This is a genomic window from Dietzia sp. NPDC055877 (assembly GCF_053615975.1).
On record NZ_JBSHCV010000002.1, the window covers coordinates 293,206 to 307,031 of the forward strand.

A 13,826-nucleotide genomic window follows, 5' to 3' on the forward strand; every position below is an offset into this window, starting at 1 on the left:
ATGACTGATACCGCGCTTCCCACTGGTTACACCCCGCGCCTCAAGGCCAAGTACCGCAGCGAGATCAAGCCGGCGCTGAACGAGACGTTCGAGTACGAGAACGTCATGCAGATCCCCGGCGTCGTCAAGGTCGTCGTGAACATGGGTGTCGGTGACGCGGCTCGCGACGCCAAGCTCATCAACGGTGCGATCAACGACCTCACCCTGATCACCGGTCAGAAGCCGGAGGTCCGTCGGGCCCGCAAGTCGATCGCGCAGTTCAAGCTGCGTGAGGGCATGCCGATCGGCGCGCGCGTCACCCTGCGTGGCGATCGCATGTGGGAGTTCCTGGATCGCCTGACGACCGTTGCCCTTCCCCGCATCCGCGACTTCCGCGGTCTCTCGGGCAAGCAGTTCGACGGCCACGGCAACTACACGTTCGGCCTCAACGAGCAGAGCATGTTCTACGAGATCGACGTGGACAAGATCGACCGCCCCCGCGGCATGGACATCACGGTCGTCACCACGGCGACCAACAACGAAGAGGGCCGGGCGCTGCTCAAGCAGCTCGGGTTCCCCTTCAAGGAGGACTGACCTCCGACCGGCCGGACCGGCCGTCCCCGCCGGGGCTTCGCGCCATGCGCTGGCCACGGCGGCGGGCAGACGGCCCAGTCGTCAGGTCGTCCACGGTGAGAAGAGCACCGGGGACGGCGGGACACCCGGCACGCCCCACGGGGACCCCGGATCCCACACAAGAGAACATTCGCACTCTTCGTGATAGGCCCACGACGTCAGCTGCCCGGCCCACAGGCCGCCGCACACGACGTGTTGCATGGGAACCGTTACGAGAAAGGAACATGGTCCATCCATGTCGATGACCGATCCCATCGCGGACATGCTGACGCGTGTGCGTAACGCCAATTCGGCGTTCCACGAAACCGTGTCGATGCCGCATTCCAAGCTCAAGGGCAACATCGCGGCGATCCTCAAGCAGGAGGGCTACATCGCCGACTACGCCGTGGCCGACGCCGAGGTGGGCAAGAAGCTCACAATCGACCTCAAGTACGGCCCGTCGCGCCAGCGGAGCATCCAGGGCATCAAGCGCATCTCCAAGCCGGGTCTGCGCGTGTATGCCAAGTCGACCGAGCTGCCCAAGGTCCTCGGTGGCCTGGGTGTCGCGATCATCTCGACCTCCCAGGGGCTCCTCACCGACCGTCAGGCGAACAACAAGAAGGTGGGCGGGGAAGTCCTCGCCTACGTCTGGTAAGGGGGCGAGAAATGTCACGTATCGGCAAGGCTCCGATCAACGTCCCGTCCGGTGTCGACATCAAGGTCGACGGCCAGACCGTCACGGTCAAGGGCCCCAAGGGTGAGCTCACCCAGGTGCTGCCCGACCCCATCTCGGTGACGATCGAGGAGGGCACCCTCACGGTGAACCGTCCCGATGACCACCGCGACAACCGCTCCCTGCACGGCCTCTCGCGCTCGCTGATCAACAACATGGTCGTCGGCGTCACCGAGGGCTACAAGCAGGACATGGAGATCTTCGGCGTCGGTTACCGCGTCGTGGCCAAGGGCAAGGACCTCGAGTTCGCGCTCGGCTACTCGCACCCGGTACCGGTCACCGCTCCCGACGGCATCGCGTTCGCCGTGGACGGTGCGACCAAGTTCTCGATCTCCGGTATCGACAAGCAGCAGGTGGGCCAGATCGCCGCCAACATCAAGCGACTGCGGAAGCACGACCCGTACAAGGGTAAGGGCATCCGCTACGCGGGCGAGCAGGTCCGTCGCAAGGTCGGAAAGACGGGTAAGTGATCATGAGCAGCACCAAGAAGCGTTCCCCGCTGGGTACCGATGCCTCGACCGCACGTCGGGAGAGCCGCGCCCGGCGCCATTACCGCCTCCGCAAGAAGGTCTCCGGTACGCCGGAGCGTCCGCGGTTGGTCGTGAACCGGTCCTCGCGCCACATGCACGCCCAGATCGTCGACGACCTGGCCGGCCGTACGTTGGCCGCCGCGTCGACCATCGAGGCCGATGTGCGTGCACTCGAGGGCGACAAGAAGGCCCGCAGCGCGAAGGTCGGCCAGCTCCTGGCCGAGCGTGCGAAGGCCGCCGGCATCGACGCAGTCGTGTTCGACCGTGGTGGCAACCGGTACCACGGCCGGATCGCGTCGCTCGCCGACGCCGCCCGCGAGGGTGGGCTGGAGTTCTGATGATCAACACCACTGCACTGACCGCTAATGGAAGGACCGTCTGATGCCGGGACGTCAGCGTCGTGACGGCGGAAGCAACGGGCCCGCCGCAGACAACAAGAACACCAACGACAACGCCCAGGGCCGCGGCAACGACCGTGGCCGTGGTCGGGGCCGCGACGACCGTCGGGGTCGCGACGAGGAGAAGTCGCAGTACATCGAGCGCGTCGTCACCATCAACCGCGTCTCCAAGGTCGTGAAGGGTGGCCGTCGCTTCAGCTTCACCGCCCTCGTGATCCTCGGTGACGGTAACGGCATGGTCGGCGTCGGCTACGGCAAGGCCAAGGAGGTGCCGGCGGCCATCCAGAAGGGTGCCGAGGAGGCCCGGAAGAACTTCTTCCGCGTTCCGCTCATCGGCTCCACCATCCCCCACCCGATCCAGGGTGAGGAGGCCGCCGGTGTCGTCATGCTCCGTCCGGCTTCGCCCGGTACCGGTGTCATCGCCGGCGGCGCCGCCCGCGCCGTGCTGGAGTGTGCCGGCGTCAACGACATCCTGTGCAAGTCGCTGGGGTCGGACAACGCGATCAATGTCGTTCACGCCACCGTGGCCGCGCTCAAGGGCCTGCATCGTCCGGAGGAGGTCGCGGCTCGTCGTGGGCTTCCGATCGAGGACGTCGCTCCCGCGGGCATGCTCCGCGCCCGTGCCGGACAGGGGGCCTGATCATGGCTAACCTCAAGATCACCCAGGTCCGCGGGACCATCGGGTCCAAGAAGAACCAGCGGGACTCCCTGCGTACGCTCGGCCTCAAGGGCATCCGGAAGTCGGTCGTGCGTGAGGACAACGCGCAGACCCGGGGTCTCATCAACGTCGTGAACCACCTCGTCGTGGTCGAAGAGACGGAGTGAGCATGAGCATCAAGTTGCACCACCTGCGCCCGGCGCCCGGTGCCCACACCGAGAAGACCCGTGTCGGTCGTGGTGAGGGTTCGAAGGGCAAGACCGCCGGCCGCGGCACCAAGGGCACCAAGGCCCGTAAGAACGTCCCCGCCGGGTTCGAGGGCGGCCAGATGCCGATCCAGATGCGTCTCCCGAAGCTCAAGGGCTTCAAGAACCGCAACAAGGTCGTCTTCCAGGTCGTCAATGTCTCGGACATCGAGCGGCTGTTCCCGAACGGCGGGCAGGTCGGCGTCGCCGAGCTCGTCGCCGCGGGTGCCGTTCGCAAGAACGAGCCGGTCAAGGTGCTCGGTGACGGGGAGATCTCCGTCGCTGTCACCGTGACCGTCGACAAGGTTTCCGCGTCGGCCAAGAGCAAGATCGAGGCTGCCGGCGGAAGCGTGTCGGAGGCCGGGGCCTGATTCCCCGACCGGCCCCCACGGGGCCGACGACGGGTGCAGGGGCCGTGTCCGAGACTCTCGGATCCGGCCCCTGCGTTCGTCTTGATAGAGTTTTCCCGTTGTGCGTTCCGGGGCCGACCGATCGGTCTCACCGTCCGTTCCCGGCGCATCTGATCTCGACGACAGGCGGCCGCGAGCCGTCAATGACCAGGAGGACATGTGCTCTCCGCACTCGCGTCCGCGATCAAGGACAGTGACCTGAGGAAGAAGATCTTCTTCACGCTCGGGATCATCATCCTGTACCGGATCGGCGCACAGATCCCGTCGCCCGGCGTCGACTACCCCAAGCTCCGCGGGTTGCTCGACACGGCGATGACCGGAGACAACGCGCAGTTGTACTCCCTGGTCAATCTCTTCTCGGGTGGCGCACTCCTGCAGCTGTCGGTGTTCGCGATCGGCATCATGCCGTACATCACGGCCAGCATCATCGTGCAGCTGCTCACCGTGGTCATCCCGCATTTCGAGCAGCTGAAGAAGGAAGGCCAGTCGGGCCAGGCCAAGATGACGCAGTACACGCGTTATCTGACCATCGCCCTGGCCATCCTCCAGTCCGCCGGTATCGTCGCGCTCGCCGACCGTGGTCAGCTCCTCGGCAACGGCCAGTCGGTCCTGATGGACAACGACATCCTCACGCTGATCACCATCGTGCTCGTCATGACCGGCGGCGCCGCTCTCGTCATGTGGTTCGGCGAGCTCATCACCGACCGTGGCGTCGGTAACGGCATGTCCCTGCTCATCTTCGCCGGAATCGCCTCCCGCATCCCGGCGGAGGGTGTGAACATCTACCAGAACTCGTCGACGCTGAAGTTCGCCGCGGTGATGTTCGCCGTGGTGCTGATCGTCGTCGCCGTCGTCTTCGTCGAGCAGGGTCAGCGTCGGATCCCGGTCCAGTACGCCAAGCGCATGGTCGGACGTCGCCAGTACGGCGGCACCTCCACCTACCTTCCGCTCAAGGTCAACCAGGCCGGCGTCATCCCGGTCATCTTCGCGTCGTCGCTGATGTACGTGCCGATCCTCATCACTCAGTTGATCTCCGGTCCCGACGGCACGGGCGATGGATTCTGGCAGCGCTATGTCATGCAGTACCTGCAGAACCCCTCGAGCGTGGGCTACATCCTCCTGTACTTCGTCCTGATCATCTTCTTCTCGTACTTCTACGTCGCCATCCAGTTCGATCCGATGGAGCAGGCCGAGAACATGAAGAAGTACGGCGGCTTCATCCCGGGCATCCGTCCCGGTCGACCGACCGCCGAGTACCTGGGCTACGTCCTCAACCGCATTCTTCTGTTCGGCTCCCTGTACCTCGGTCTCATCGCGGTGCTCCCGAACATCTTCCTGGACATGGGCAGCGGGGGTGGAGATCTCCAGAACATGCCGTTCGGCGGTACCGCGGTGCTCATCATGGTCTCCGTGGGCCTCGACACCGTGAAGCAGATCGAGGCGCAGCTGATGCAGCGCAACTACGAGGGTTTCCTCAAGTAGCCGCTCAGGATCACGCGCAACACAACACCGTAGAAAGGCTGGTCATCACCATGCGTCTCGTCCTCCTCGGCCCTCCCGGCGCCGGCAAGGGAACCCAGGCGGCCCTGCTCTCCGAGAAGCTCGGCGTGCCCCACATCTCGACCGGCGACCTGTTCCGCGCGAACATCTCGCAGGGGACCGATCTGGGCAAGGAGGCGAAGTCGTACATCGACGCGGGCAACCTCGTCCCCGCCGAGGTCACCAACCGCATGGTCGAGGCGCGGATCGTCGAGCCCGACGCCACCGAGGGCTTTCTCCTCGACGGCTACCCGCGCAGCGTCGAGCAGGCGGATGCGCTGAAGGTCATGCTCGCCGAGTCGGGCAACTCGCTCGACGGCGTGCTCGAGTTCCGCGTGGACGAGGACACGGTCGTCGCACGGATGCTGGCCCGCGGCCGCGAGGACGACACGGAGGACGTCATCCGCAACCGGATGTCGGTCTACCAGTCGGAGACCGCACCTCTGCTGGAGTACTACGCGGGGCAGGTGTCGACCATCGACGCCGTCGGTGAGGTCGAGGAGATCAACTCCCGCGCACTCGCCGCTCTCGGACGCTGACGACCGCCGTGTTCGGTAGATCCCGCAAAGGGGCGGTAACCGCACGCACCCCGGGTGAACTCGATGCCATGGAGGCGGCCGGCCGGATCGTCGGCCGGGCCCTGGTGGCGGCCCGGGAGGCGGCCGTTCCCGGAGCGACGACCGCTGATCTCGACGCGATCGTCGAACAACTGATCCGGGATGCCGGTGCGGTGCCGTCCTTCAAGGGCTACGAGGGTTTCCCGGGGTCGGTCTGTTCCTCGGTGAACGAGGTCGTGGTCCACGGCATCCCCGGCTCGTCCACGGTGCTGGCCGAGGGCGACCTGGTGTCCGTCGACTGTGGAGCGATACTCGACGGCTGGCACGGCGATTCCGCCTGGTCCTTCGGCGTCGGGGCGCTCGAGCCCGGGGTGCAGGCGCTGAATGACGCGACACGCGAGGTCCTGGCCGAGGGCATGCTCGCCATGCGGCCGGGTAACCGGCTCACGGACGTCTCGCATGCACTCGAGGTCGCGACCCGCCGCGCCGAGGAGCGGCACGGCGTATCGCTGGGCATCGTGGACGGCTACGGGGGACACGGGATCGGCCGCGAGATGCACGAATGGCCGTTCCTCGCGAACGAGGGCAAGCCCGGCCGGGGGCCGAGGCTCCAGGAGGGCTCGGTCCTGGCGATCGAGCCGATGCTCGTCCTCGGCGGAGAGACGGACACCACGACCCTGTCCGATGACTGGACCGTCGTGACCGTGGACGGCTCGCCGGCCGCGCACTGGGAGCACACCATCGCCGTGACCGCCGACGGGCCCCGGATCCTCACGCCGCGGCCCCGGGAGTGACCGGCGGCCCGGTGCGACACCCGAGAACGATTTCTTATACGTAGTCTTCTCCGCATATCGTGTGTTCGACGCGAACATCAGGCCATCCTCGAAAGGTGCCGGCATGCTCTCTCGCCCTCAGGCTGGTCGTCGGACCCCCTCACTGACGTGGGCGGCGGGCACTGTCCTCATGATTCTGGCGCTGATCGCCGGGCAACTCACGAGCGCGTTCGCGCCGTCGGCGGCGGCGCAATCCGTGGCGGACGACGCCGGCGGTTCGCTCATGGCGCAGCCGGGGCCGGGCCCCTTCTACCAGGCGGATCCGGCGGTCCTGTCCGAGGCCAGACCAGGCCAGGTCATCAATTCACGTGGCGCCGCGATGCCGGCCTTCGCGGGTTACGGCATCACCGAGATCGCCTACCGGTCGACCGACACCGCGGACCGTCCGATCCTGGCCACCGCGACGGTGGTGCGTCCGCATCATGCGCGTCCCAACGGTCCCGTCCTGAGCTACCAGCACTACCTCAACGCGCTCGGGCAGGGATGCGCGCCGACCGAGACGCTGGTCAATCCGACGGTCGAGACCGTCCAGGACAACGCGATGGCCTTCCTGCGTTTCCAACTGGATCGCGGCTGGACGGTCATCATCCCCGACCACCTCGGTCCGAAGGTCGCTTATCCCGGTGGCCGTCTGTCGGCGAGGATCGTCCTCGACGGGATGAGGGCGGTGCGGGATGATCCGCGATTCGACTCCCGGGAGAGCCGATTCGGTGCGCTCGGCTACTCGGGTGGGGGCATCGCGAGCGCCTGGGTGGCGCTCCTGCACGACGAGTACGCGCCCGACGTCAATCTGGTCGGTGTGGCCCAGGGCGGCGTCCCGACGGACATGACCACGATGGCCCGCATGATCGGCAACGACCCGCATCCCGCATTCGGTCTGGCCTTCGCCGCCGCGGTGGGGATGGCGCGCGAGTACCCGGAGGAGATCCGACTCGAGGAGAAGTTGACGCCGGAGGGCTGGGGGCTCTACAACCAGGTCCGGGACAGGTGCACCGCCACGCTGCTGACCCGTGGGGCCTTCAAGTCGGTGCCGATGGTGCTGAACGGGGGGAACCTCATGGCGGAGGAGGGCCTGATGCGCGCGCTCGCGGACAACAGCATTCGCCTGAGTCCTGATGTCCCCCGGGTGCCGGTCTACATGTGGCACTCGGGCACCGATCCACTGGTGCCGTTCTGGGACGCGGAGGAGACCGCGAAGCGGTACTGCCGTGAGGGATCGCCGGTCACGTGGGAGCCCGGGTTCGCCCCCGAGCACCTTCTCGGGGCGGTCGAGAAGCTGCCGGCGGCACTGGGGTGGTTGCAGCAGCGGTTCGACGGCGTGCCCGCGGGATCCGCCTGCTACCACTGACCGGTTCCGGCGCGATTGGCGCAGCGGGGGCCACTGACGTAGGCTTATACGTCGGTGTGCCCACCAGTGCACCACAATCCGGTAGACGTCACCCGGGGAATCGTGGAGGACCGTAACCAGCATGGCAAAGAAAGACGGAGCCATCGAGGTCGAGGGCCGTGTCATCGAGCCGTTGCCGAACGCTATGTTCCGCATCGAACTCGAGAACGGGCACAAGGTCCTCGCTCACATCAGCGGGAAGATGCGGCAGCACTACATCCGCATCCTTCCGGAGGATCGCGTCGTCGTGGAGCTCTCGCCCTACGACCTGACGCGTGGCCGGATCGTCTACCGCTACAAGTAAGACGTTCAACTCCCTGAACCAGCCGCCGCGCCCCCTCGTGGGTACGGCGGGTTCACACCCTCGGTTGCGGAGGCCGGGGCCCCGAACGGATCGCTCATCGTGAGATGACCATCCGGGCAGGGGGCGGTCGGGGAGCAGACCTACCGCACGACGAAAGAGATACGCCACATGGCACGCCTTGCCGGCGTTGATCTCCCTCGCGACAAGCGCATGGAGATCGCGCTCACCTACATTTTCGGCATCGGTCGCACCCGGTCGCTCGAGATCCTGGAGCGTACGGGCATCGACCCGAACCAGCGCACCAAGGACCTCACCGATGAGCAGCTGACCGTCCTTCGTGACGACATCGAGGGCAACTACAAGGTGGAGGGTGACCTTCGCCGCGAGATCCAGGGCGACATCCGCCGGAAGATCGAGATCGGTAGCTACCAGGGGCTCCGCCACCGTCGTGGCCTGCCCGTCCGTGGTCAGCGCACCAAGACCAACGCCCGTTCCCGTAAGGGTCCGAAGAAGACCGTCGCCGGAAAGAAGAAGTAATGCCCCCCAAGTCACGCGCTGCGGGCCCCAAGAAGTCGGGTCGTCGCAGGGAGAAGAAGAACGTCGCCCACGGGCAGGCTCATATCAAGAGCACGTTCAACAACACCATCGTCTCGATCACCGACCCCACCGGTGCCGTCCTGTCCTGGGCGTCCTCGGGTCACGTCGGCTTCAAGGGGTCGCGCAAGTCGACGCCCTTCGCCGCCCAGCTGGCCGCCGAGAACGCTGCCCGCAAGGCGCAGGAGCACGGCATGAAGAAGGTCGACGTGTTCGTCAAGGGCCCCGGCTCGGGCCGTGAGACCGCGATCCGCTCGCTCCAGGCCGCCGGCCTCGAGGTGGGCACGATCTCCGATGTCACCCCCCAGCCCCACAACGGCTGCCGTCCGCCCAAGCGGCGTCGAGTCTGAGCCGGAAGGAACGTAGAAAACAATGGCACGTTACACCGGCCCAGCCACCCGCAAGTCGCGTCGTCTCGGCGTCGACCTCGTGGGTGGGGACACCGCATTCGAGCGTCGGCCCTTCCCGCCCGGTCACCATGGCCGTGCGCGGATCAAGGAGTCCGAGTACCGCCTCCAGCTGCAGGAGAAGCAGAAGGCCCGCTTCACCTACGGCGTCATGGAGAAGCAGTTCCGTCGTTACTACGAGGAGGCGAACCGTCGCGCCGGCAAGACCGGTGAGAATCTCCTCCAGATTCTCGAGTCGCGACTGGACAACGTCGTCTACCGCGCGGGTCTCGCGCAGACGCGTCGTCAGGCACGTCAGCTCGTGAGCCACGGGCACCTGCTGGTCAACGACCAGAAGGTGACCATCCCGAGCTACCGCGTCTCGCAATACGACATCATCGACGTCCGTCCCAAGTCCACCAAGATGGACTGGTTCGAGATCGCCCAGGAGTCCCTCGGCGAGCGTCCTGTCCCGGCGTGGCTGCAGGTGGTTCCTACGAACCTCCGCATCCTCGTCCACCAGCTCCCCGAGCGCGCCCAGATCGAGGTGCCGCTGCAGGAGCAGTTGATCGTCGAGCTCTACTCGAAGTGATCTGTCCTCCACCGTCGCCGGGCGGGCCGCGTAACGCAGCCCGCCCGGCGACGGTGGGTTCCCACGGCGTCAAATAGCGGGCGCCGAGAATCGAAAGAGGTAGCACATGCTCATCTCCCAGCGGCCCACCCTGACCGAAGAGGTCATCTCCGAGAACCGGTCGCGCTTTGTGCTCGAGCCTCTCGAGCCGGGCTTCGGCTACACCATCGGCAACTCGCTGCGTCGCACGCTGCTGTCGTCCATCCCGGGCGCGGCCGTCACCAGTATCCGCATCGAGGGTGTCCTGCACGAGTTCACCACCGTGCCGGGCGTGAAGGAGGATGTCACCGACATCATCCTGAACCTCAAGGGCCTGGTCGTCTCGTCCGTCGAGGACGAGCCGGTCACGATGTACCTCAAGAAGCAGGGACCGGGCGTCGTCACCGCTGGTGACATCGTTCCCCCCGCCGGCGTCGAGGTGCACAACCCGGACCTGCACATCGCCACTCTCAACGAGAAGGGGCGTCTGGAGATCGAGCTCGTCGTCGAGCGGGGCCGTGGTTACGTCCCCGCCGGGCTGAACAAGGACGCGGGTCACGAGATCGGCCGTATTCCGGTCGACTCGATCTACTCGCCGGTCCTGAAGGTGACCTACAAGGTCGAGGCGACCCGTGTGCACCAGCGCACGGACTTCGACCGTCTGGTCCTGGACGTCGAGACCAAGAACTCGATGACCGCTCGTGACGCCCTGGCGTCCGCCGGTAAGACCCTCGTGGAGCTGTTCGGGCTGGCCCGTGAGCTCAACGAGGAGGCGGAAGGCATCGAGATCGGGCCCAGCCCGGCAGAGGCCGATCACATCGCCGCCTACGGCATGCCCATCGACGACCTGGATCTGTCGGTTCGGTCCTACAACTGCCTCAAGCGTGAGGGCGTCCACACCGTGGGCGAGCTCGTCGCGCGCAGCGAGTCGGATCTGCTCGACATCCGCAACTTCGGTCAGAAGTCGATCGACGAGGTCAAGGTCAAGCTCGTCGAGCTCGGCCTCTCGCTCAAGGACGCGCCTCCCGGATTCGATCCCGCCTCGGTTGCCGGCTACGACGCCGAGACCGGGACCTGGACCGACGAGGGCGGCGAGGATTACGCCGAGACCGAGCAGCTCTGACGAGCGCTCGGCACACAAATTCCTAGGAGAATCTGATGCCCAAGCCCAAGAAGGGCGCCCGCCTCGGCGGATCCGCCGCCCACCAGCGGCTCATCCTCTCGAACCTGGCCACCCAGCTGTTCGAGCATGATGCCATCCGCACCACCGAGACCAAGGCGAAGCTGCTGCGTCCCTACGCGGAGAAGCTGATCACCAAGGCTCGCCGTGGCACGCTGGCCGACCGCCGCGAGGCGGCCAAGGTCATCCGCGACAAGGACGTGCTGCACAAGCTGTTCGCAGAGATCGGCCCCCGGGTCGAGAACCGCGACGGTGGCTACACCCGGATCATCAAGCTCGAGAACCGCAAGGGCGACAACGCGCCCATGGCGATGATCGCGCTCGTGACCGAGGAGCTCGCCTCCGCCGAGGCCTCGCGCGCCACCCGCGCCGCCGCCTCGAAGAAGGCCTCGGAGAAGCCGGCCGAGGAGTCCGCCGACGACGTGACCGCCGAGGCGGAGGCCAACAGCCCGGTCGCCGACCAGGTCGAGGCAGCTGACGAGGCCGAGGTCGAGACCGCCGTCGAGACCGCGGAGGCCGTGTCCGAGGACACGACCCACGCCGACGACGCCGACAAGGCCTGATCGACCCACGATCACAGACGTAGGCCCCGTCTCCGCTTCCCGCGGAGACGGGGCCTACGTCGTCTTCCCGGGGTTGTCAGGTTCCCGGACCTGTTCAGGATCTGGTGGTCACAGCACCGCGGTCACCGCGTCCGCCATGGCGGCCTGCCCCTCGGCGGTCGGGTGCATCGGGTGCGAGCCCGTCCCGGCGCCGGTGAAGTCCGTGTACCGCTCGCCGGCCGGGGCGCACGCGTGACGATCCGCGGCGTCGACGGGCATGACCGGTTCCGCGCCGGCCCGCTCGGCGGCGTCCGCGACGAGGAGGTTGATCCGCTCGGTCACCTGGCGGGTCCACGTCACGTCGCCGGGGGCCATGGCGGACACGAACCCGCAGCCGCCGTGTGCCGGTACGAGTGGCATGTAGCCGGTGGTGACGACCCGCGCTTCGGGAGCGAGCTCACCGATGCGTGCGTACACCGCGTCGAGCGCGTCGGGAAGGGCGCCGAGCGCGTCCGTGACGAGCGCCTCCAGCCGATCGCGGCACGGGGCGCCGGTGTCGGCGCGGGTGCTCGTCACGCACCCGGCGATGTCACCGAAGCCGATGTCGTTGCCGCCGATCGAGAGCGTGACCAGGTCCGTGTCGGCCGTCAGCGCCGCGAACTGGGCCGGGATGTCCGGTCGCTGCGCGCCGATCATGTCGCGGGTCCGGGCTCCGCCGCACGTCGCGTCGACGAACTCGACGGCGCCGGGCCCGCCGGTGCGTGCGCTGGAGACATCGCCTGAGGGGCCGCCGCCGAGGCGTTCGGCGACCAACGCCGGGTAGTTGCGGGTCGAGCGGTAGCACCGCGACGGCCCGGTGGTGGGCGCGTCGACGGGGCCGAACGCGGCGAAGGAGTCGCCCAGCGCGACGTACCGGGAGTACGCGGGCGCGGTGTCGGGTCCGGAGCCGGGGGCGGATCCGGAGCCGGACCGCGCCCCTGCGCCGGTGTCGTCCTCGACTGCCGTGGCGCTGCCGGTGGGCGTGGGGTCGGCGGCGGCGTTGTCGTCGTCGGCGGTGCAGGCTCCCAGTGCCAGGGCGGCCGCCGCTCCCGCGGCGAGAAGCGCGGCGCGGGGCGTCGTCCGTGGGGCCGCGCGCGGTGCCGGGTGGCGCGACGCAGGATGAGGGGAGGACGAGGACGACGACATCTACCCATCCTGCCGCAGGCGGCGCGGGTCGGGCCGGGCGCGTGGCGTCAGTGCACGGGCGTGGACTAGCGTCTGTAGTCCGTGAGCACCCGCCGGATCCGCCTCGACGTCGCCTACGACGGCACCGATTTCTCCGGGTGGGCCCGCCAGCCCGGCCTGCGCACCGTGTGCGGGACCCTCGAAACCGAGCTCGCGAAGGTCCTGCGGGAGCCTGTGACGGTGACCGTCGCCGGCCGGACCGACGCCGGCGTCCACGCGCGCGCCCAGGTCTGCCACCTCGACGTGGACCCCGCCTGGCTCGACCAGCGCTCCTTCGAGGGGCGCCCCGAGCTGCTGGTGCGGCGGTTGGCGCGGCTGCTGCCGGACGACGTCGCGGTGATGGGCGCCCGCTGGGCCCCCGCCGAGTTCGACGCCCGCTTCTCGGCCCTGCGCCGCCATTACGAGTACCGGCTCACCACCGCGCCGTGGGGCGCCGAGCCGACGCGGGCCCGCGACACCGCGGCCTGGCAGCGGCAGGCGGATCTCGACCTGGTGCGGAAGGCCTCCGAGCGGCTGCTGGGCCTGCACGATTTCGCGGCGTTCTGTCGACGCCGTGAGGGTGCCACGACGGTGCGCGAGCTGCAGCGGTTTGACTGGCGCGTGGAGCCGGACCCGCGGGGCCCGGATGCGCCCGGGGCCGCCGAGGTGTGGACGGCGAGTGTGAGTGCCGACGCGTTCTGCTGGTCGATGGTGCGCAGTCTGGTGGGCGGCGTGATGGCCGTGGGGGAGGGGCGGCGCAGCCTCGACTGGATCACCGGTCTGTTGTCGGAGACGCAGCGGTCGTCGGCGGTGCCGGTGGCGCCCGCGCGCGGGCTGGCGTTGGTGCGGGTCGACTATCCCGACGACGACGAGCTCGCCGCCCGCAACCTCGTCACCCGCGAGGTGCGGCAGGCTCCGGGGACGCCGGGACCGGCCGGCGGTTCCTGCTGCGGGTAGGAGCCGCGGTCCGTGCGGTTCGCCCGTCCGCGGCGCCCGCCCTGTCCGCACTTCCCGTCTCGTGCGAGCGTCCCTGCGCCGACGCCCCGTGGCGTCGGCACCGCCTCCGACCTGCCGCCGACCCGCCCGGGTGTGGCGCTGCGGGCACAGGTGGCCGGTTATCCGGATA

General features: G+C 67.9%; 19 protein-coding genes. 18 read left to right on the forward strand and 1 reads right to left on the reverse strand.

The features are described from left to right. The 17 genes from rplE (at position 1) to rplQ (ending at position 11,518) form a co-directional block, all read left to right on the forward strand. Complete coding sequence (gene rplE / locus ACWGLC_RS03595) at positions 1-573, forward strand: 50S ribosomal protein L5 (RefSeq protein ID WP_230928224.1); 573 nt, start codon at positions 1-3, stop codon at positions 571-573. Positions 574-847: 274 nt separating this feature from the next. Then, positions 848-1,246 (forward strand): 30S ribosomal protein S8, encoded by a 399-nt coding sequence (rpsH, locus tag ACWGLC_RS03600; RefSeq protein ID WP_230928223.1) that lies wholly within the window; start codon positions 848-850, stop codon positions 1,244-1,246. Positions 1,247-1,257: 11 nt separating this feature from the next. Next, positions 1,258-1,794 (forward strand): 50S ribosomal protein L6, encoded by a 537-nt coding sequence (rplF, locus tag ACWGLC_RS03605; RefSeq protein ID WP_230928222.1) that lies wholly within the window; start codon positions 1,258-1,260, stop codon positions 1,792-1,794. Positions 1,795-1,796: 2 nt separating this feature from the next. Next, positions 1,797-2,192, forward strand: coding sequence for a 50S ribosomal protein L18 (gene rplR, locus ACWGLC_RS03610; RefSeq protein WP_230928221.1), 396 nt, complete (start codon positions 1,797-1,799; stop codon positions 2,190-2,192). Positions 2,193-2,235: 43 nt separating this feature from the next. Continuing rightward, on the forward strand, positions 2,236-2,892 hold the full coding sequence (rpsE, locus tag ACWGLC_RS03615) for a 30S ribosomal protein S5 (RefSeq protein ID WP_230928220.1): 657 nt from the start codon (positions 2,236-2,238) through the stop codon (positions 2,890-2,892). After that, positions 2,889-3,077: a 50S ribosomal protein L30 gene (rpmD, locus tag ACWGLC_RS03620; protein WP_452098740.1), complete on the forward strand. Its 189-nt coding sequence runs from the start codon at positions 2,889-2,891 to the stop codon at positions 3,075-3,077. The genes rpsE and rpmD overlap by 4 nt, the downstream gene beginning before the upstream one ends. A gap of 2 nt (positions 3,078-3,079) precedes the next feature. Continuing rightward, a complete protein-coding gene (rplO, locus tag ACWGLC_RS03625) occupies positions 3,080-3,526 on the forward strand; it encodes a 50S ribosomal protein L15 (RefSeq protein WP_452098606.1) in 447 nt (148 codons plus the stop codon). A 198-nt stretch (positions 3,527-3,724) separates the two neighbouring features. Beyond that, positions 3,725-5,047, forward strand: coding sequence for a preprotein translocase subunit SecY (gene secY / locus ACWGLC_RS03630; RefSeq protein WP_452098607.1), 1,323 nt, complete (start codon positions 3,725-3,727; stop codon positions 5,045-5,047). A gap of 50 nt (positions 5,048-5,097) precedes the next feature. Beyond that, positions 5,098-5,643 (forward strand): adenylate kinase, encoded by a 546-nt coding sequence (locus ACWGLC_RS03635; RefSeq protein ID WP_452098608.1) that lies wholly within the window; start codon positions 5,098-5,100, stop codon positions 5,641-5,643. A gap of 8 nt (positions 5,644-5,651) precedes the next feature. Then, a complete protein-coding gene (gene map, locus ACWGLC_RS03640; protein WP_452098609.1) occupies positions 5,652-6,455 on the forward strand; it encodes a type I methionyl aminopeptidase in 804 nt (267 codons plus the stop codon). A 103-nt stretch (positions 6,456-6,558) separates the two neighbouring features. Beyond that, positions 6,559-7,842: a lipase family protein gene (locus ACWGLC_RS03645; RefSeq protein ID WP_452098610.1), complete on the forward strand. Its 1,284-nt coding sequence runs from the start codon at positions 6,559-6,561 to the stop codon at positions 7,840-7,842. A 121-nt stretch (positions 7,843-7,963) separates the two neighbouring features. Continuing rightward, a complete protein-coding gene (gene infA, locus ACWGLC_RS03650) occupies positions 7,964-8,185 on the forward strand; it encodes a translation initiation factor IF-1 (protein ID WP_006554587.1) in 222 nt (73 codons plus the stop codon). 168 nt (positions 8,186-8,353) lie between these two features. Next, positions 8,354-8,722: a 30S ribosomal protein S13 gene (gene rpsM, locus ACWGLC_RS03655; protein ID WP_452098611.1), complete on the forward strand. Its 369-nt coding sequence runs from the start codon at positions 8,354-8,356 to the stop codon at positions 8,720-8,722. Next, complete coding sequence (gene rpsK / locus ACWGLC_RS03660; protein WP_182631347.1) at positions 8,722-9,129, forward strand: 30S ribosomal protein S11; 408 nt, start codon at positions 8,722-8,724, stop codon at positions 9,127-9,129. Before rpsM ends, rpsK begins: the two co-directional genes overlap by 1 nt. A gap of 22 nt (positions 9,130-9,151) precedes the next feature. Next, on the forward strand, positions 9,152-9,757 hold the full coding sequence (rpsD, locus tag ACWGLC_RS03665) for a 30S ribosomal protein S4 (RefSeq protein ID WP_295651489.1): 606 nt from the start codon (positions 9,152-9,154) through the stop codon (positions 9,755-9,757). A 106-nt stretch (positions 9,758-9,863) separates the two neighbouring features. Beyond that, positions 9,864-10,898, forward strand: coding sequence for a DNA-directed RNA polymerase subunit alpha (locus tag ACWGLC_RS03670; protein WP_230928211.1), 1,035 nt, complete (start codon positions 9,864-9,866; stop codon positions 10,896-10,898). Positions 10,899-10,933: 35 nt separating this feature from the next. Further along, entirely contained in the window at positions 10,934-11,518 is a 585-nt protein-coding gene (gene rplQ, locus ACWGLC_RS03675; RefSeq protein WP_452098612.1) for a 50S ribosomal protein L17, read from the forward strand. A gap of 108 nt (positions 11,519-11,626) precedes the next feature. On the opposite strand, the gene ACWGLC_RS03680 is transcribed toward rplQ, so the two are convergent. Then, on the reverse strand, positions 11,627-12,682 hold the full coding sequence (locus ACWGLC_RS03680; protein ID WP_452098613.1) for an SGNH/GDSL hydrolase family protein: 1,056 nt from the start codon (positions 12,680-12,682) through the stop codon (positions 11,627-11,629). Positions 12,683-12,763: 81 nt separating this feature from the next. On the opposite strand from ACWGLC_RS03680, the gene truA reads away from it, so the two are divergent. Further along, positions 12,764-13,657, forward strand: coding sequence for a tRNA pseudouridine(38-40) synthase TruA (truA, locus tag ACWGLC_RS03685; RefSeq protein ID WP_452098614.1), 894 nt, complete (start codon positions 12,764-12,766; stop codon positions 13,655-13,657). The last annotated feature ends 169 nt before the right edge of the window (positions 13,658-13,826 follow it).

Excerpts from the sequence above, each read along its gene's own strand:
- rplQ (WP_452098612.1), top strand. The coding sequence starts at position 10,934 with ATGCCCAAGCCCAAGAAGGGCGCCCGCCTCGGCGGATCCGCCGCCCAC.
- ACWGLC_RS03680 (WP_452098613.1), bottom strand. The coding sequence starts at position 12,682 with ATGTCGTCGTCCTCGTCCTCCCCTCATCCTGCGTCGCGCCACCCGGCA.
- rplO (WP_452098606.1), top strand. The coding sequence starts at position 3,080 with ATGAGCATCAAGTTGCACCACCTGCGCCCGGCGCCCGGTGCCCACACC.
- ACWGLC_RS03645 (WP_452098610.1), top strand. The coding sequence starts at position 6,559 with ATGCTCTCTCGCCCTCAGGCTGGTCGTCGGACCCCCTCACTGACGTGG.
- rpsD (WP_295651489.1), top strand. The coding sequence starts at position 9,152 with ATGGCACGTTACACCGGCCCAGCCACCCGCAAGTCGCGTCGTCTCGGC.
- rpsM (WP_452098611.1), top strand. The coding sequence starts at position 8,354 with ATGGCACGCCTTGCCGGCGTTGATCTCCCTCGCGACAAGCGCATGGAG.
- ACWGLC_RS03670 (WP_230928211.1), top strand. The coding sequence starts at position 9,864 with ATGCTCATCTCCCAGCGGCCCACCCTGACCGAAGAGGTCATCTCCGAG.
- rplR (WP_230928221.1), top strand. The coding sequence starts at position 1,797 with ATGAGCAGCACCAAGAAGCGTTCCCCGCTGGGTACCGATGCCTCGACC.
- rplE (WP_230928224.1), top strand. The coding sequence starts at position 1 with ATGACTGATACCGCGCTTCCCACTGGTTACACCCCGCGCCTCAAGGCC.
- ACWGLC_RS03635 (WP_452098608.1), top strand. The coding sequence starts at position 5,098 with ATGCGTCTCGTCCTCCTCGGCCCTCCCGGCGCCGGCAAGGGAACCCAG.
- infA (WP_006554587.1), top strand. The coding sequence starts at position 7,964 with ATGGCAAAGAAAGACGGAGCCATCGAGGTCGAGGGCCGTGTCATCGAG.
- rpsK (WP_182631347.1), top strand. The coding sequence starts at position 8,722 with ATGCCCCCCAAGTCACGCGCTGCGGGCCCCAAGAAGTCGGGTCGTCGC.
- rpsH (WP_230928223.1), top strand. The coding sequence starts at position 848 with ATGTCGATGACCGATCCCATCGCGGACATGCTGACGCGTGTGCGTAAC.
- rpsE (WP_230928220.1), top strand. The coding sequence starts at position 2,236 with ATGCCGGGACGTCAGCGTCGTGACGGCGGAAGCAACGGGCCCGCCGCA.
- rplF (WP_230928222.1), top strand. The coding sequence starts at position 1,258 with ATGTCACGTATCGGCAAGGCTCCGATCAACGTCCCGTCCGGTGTCGAC.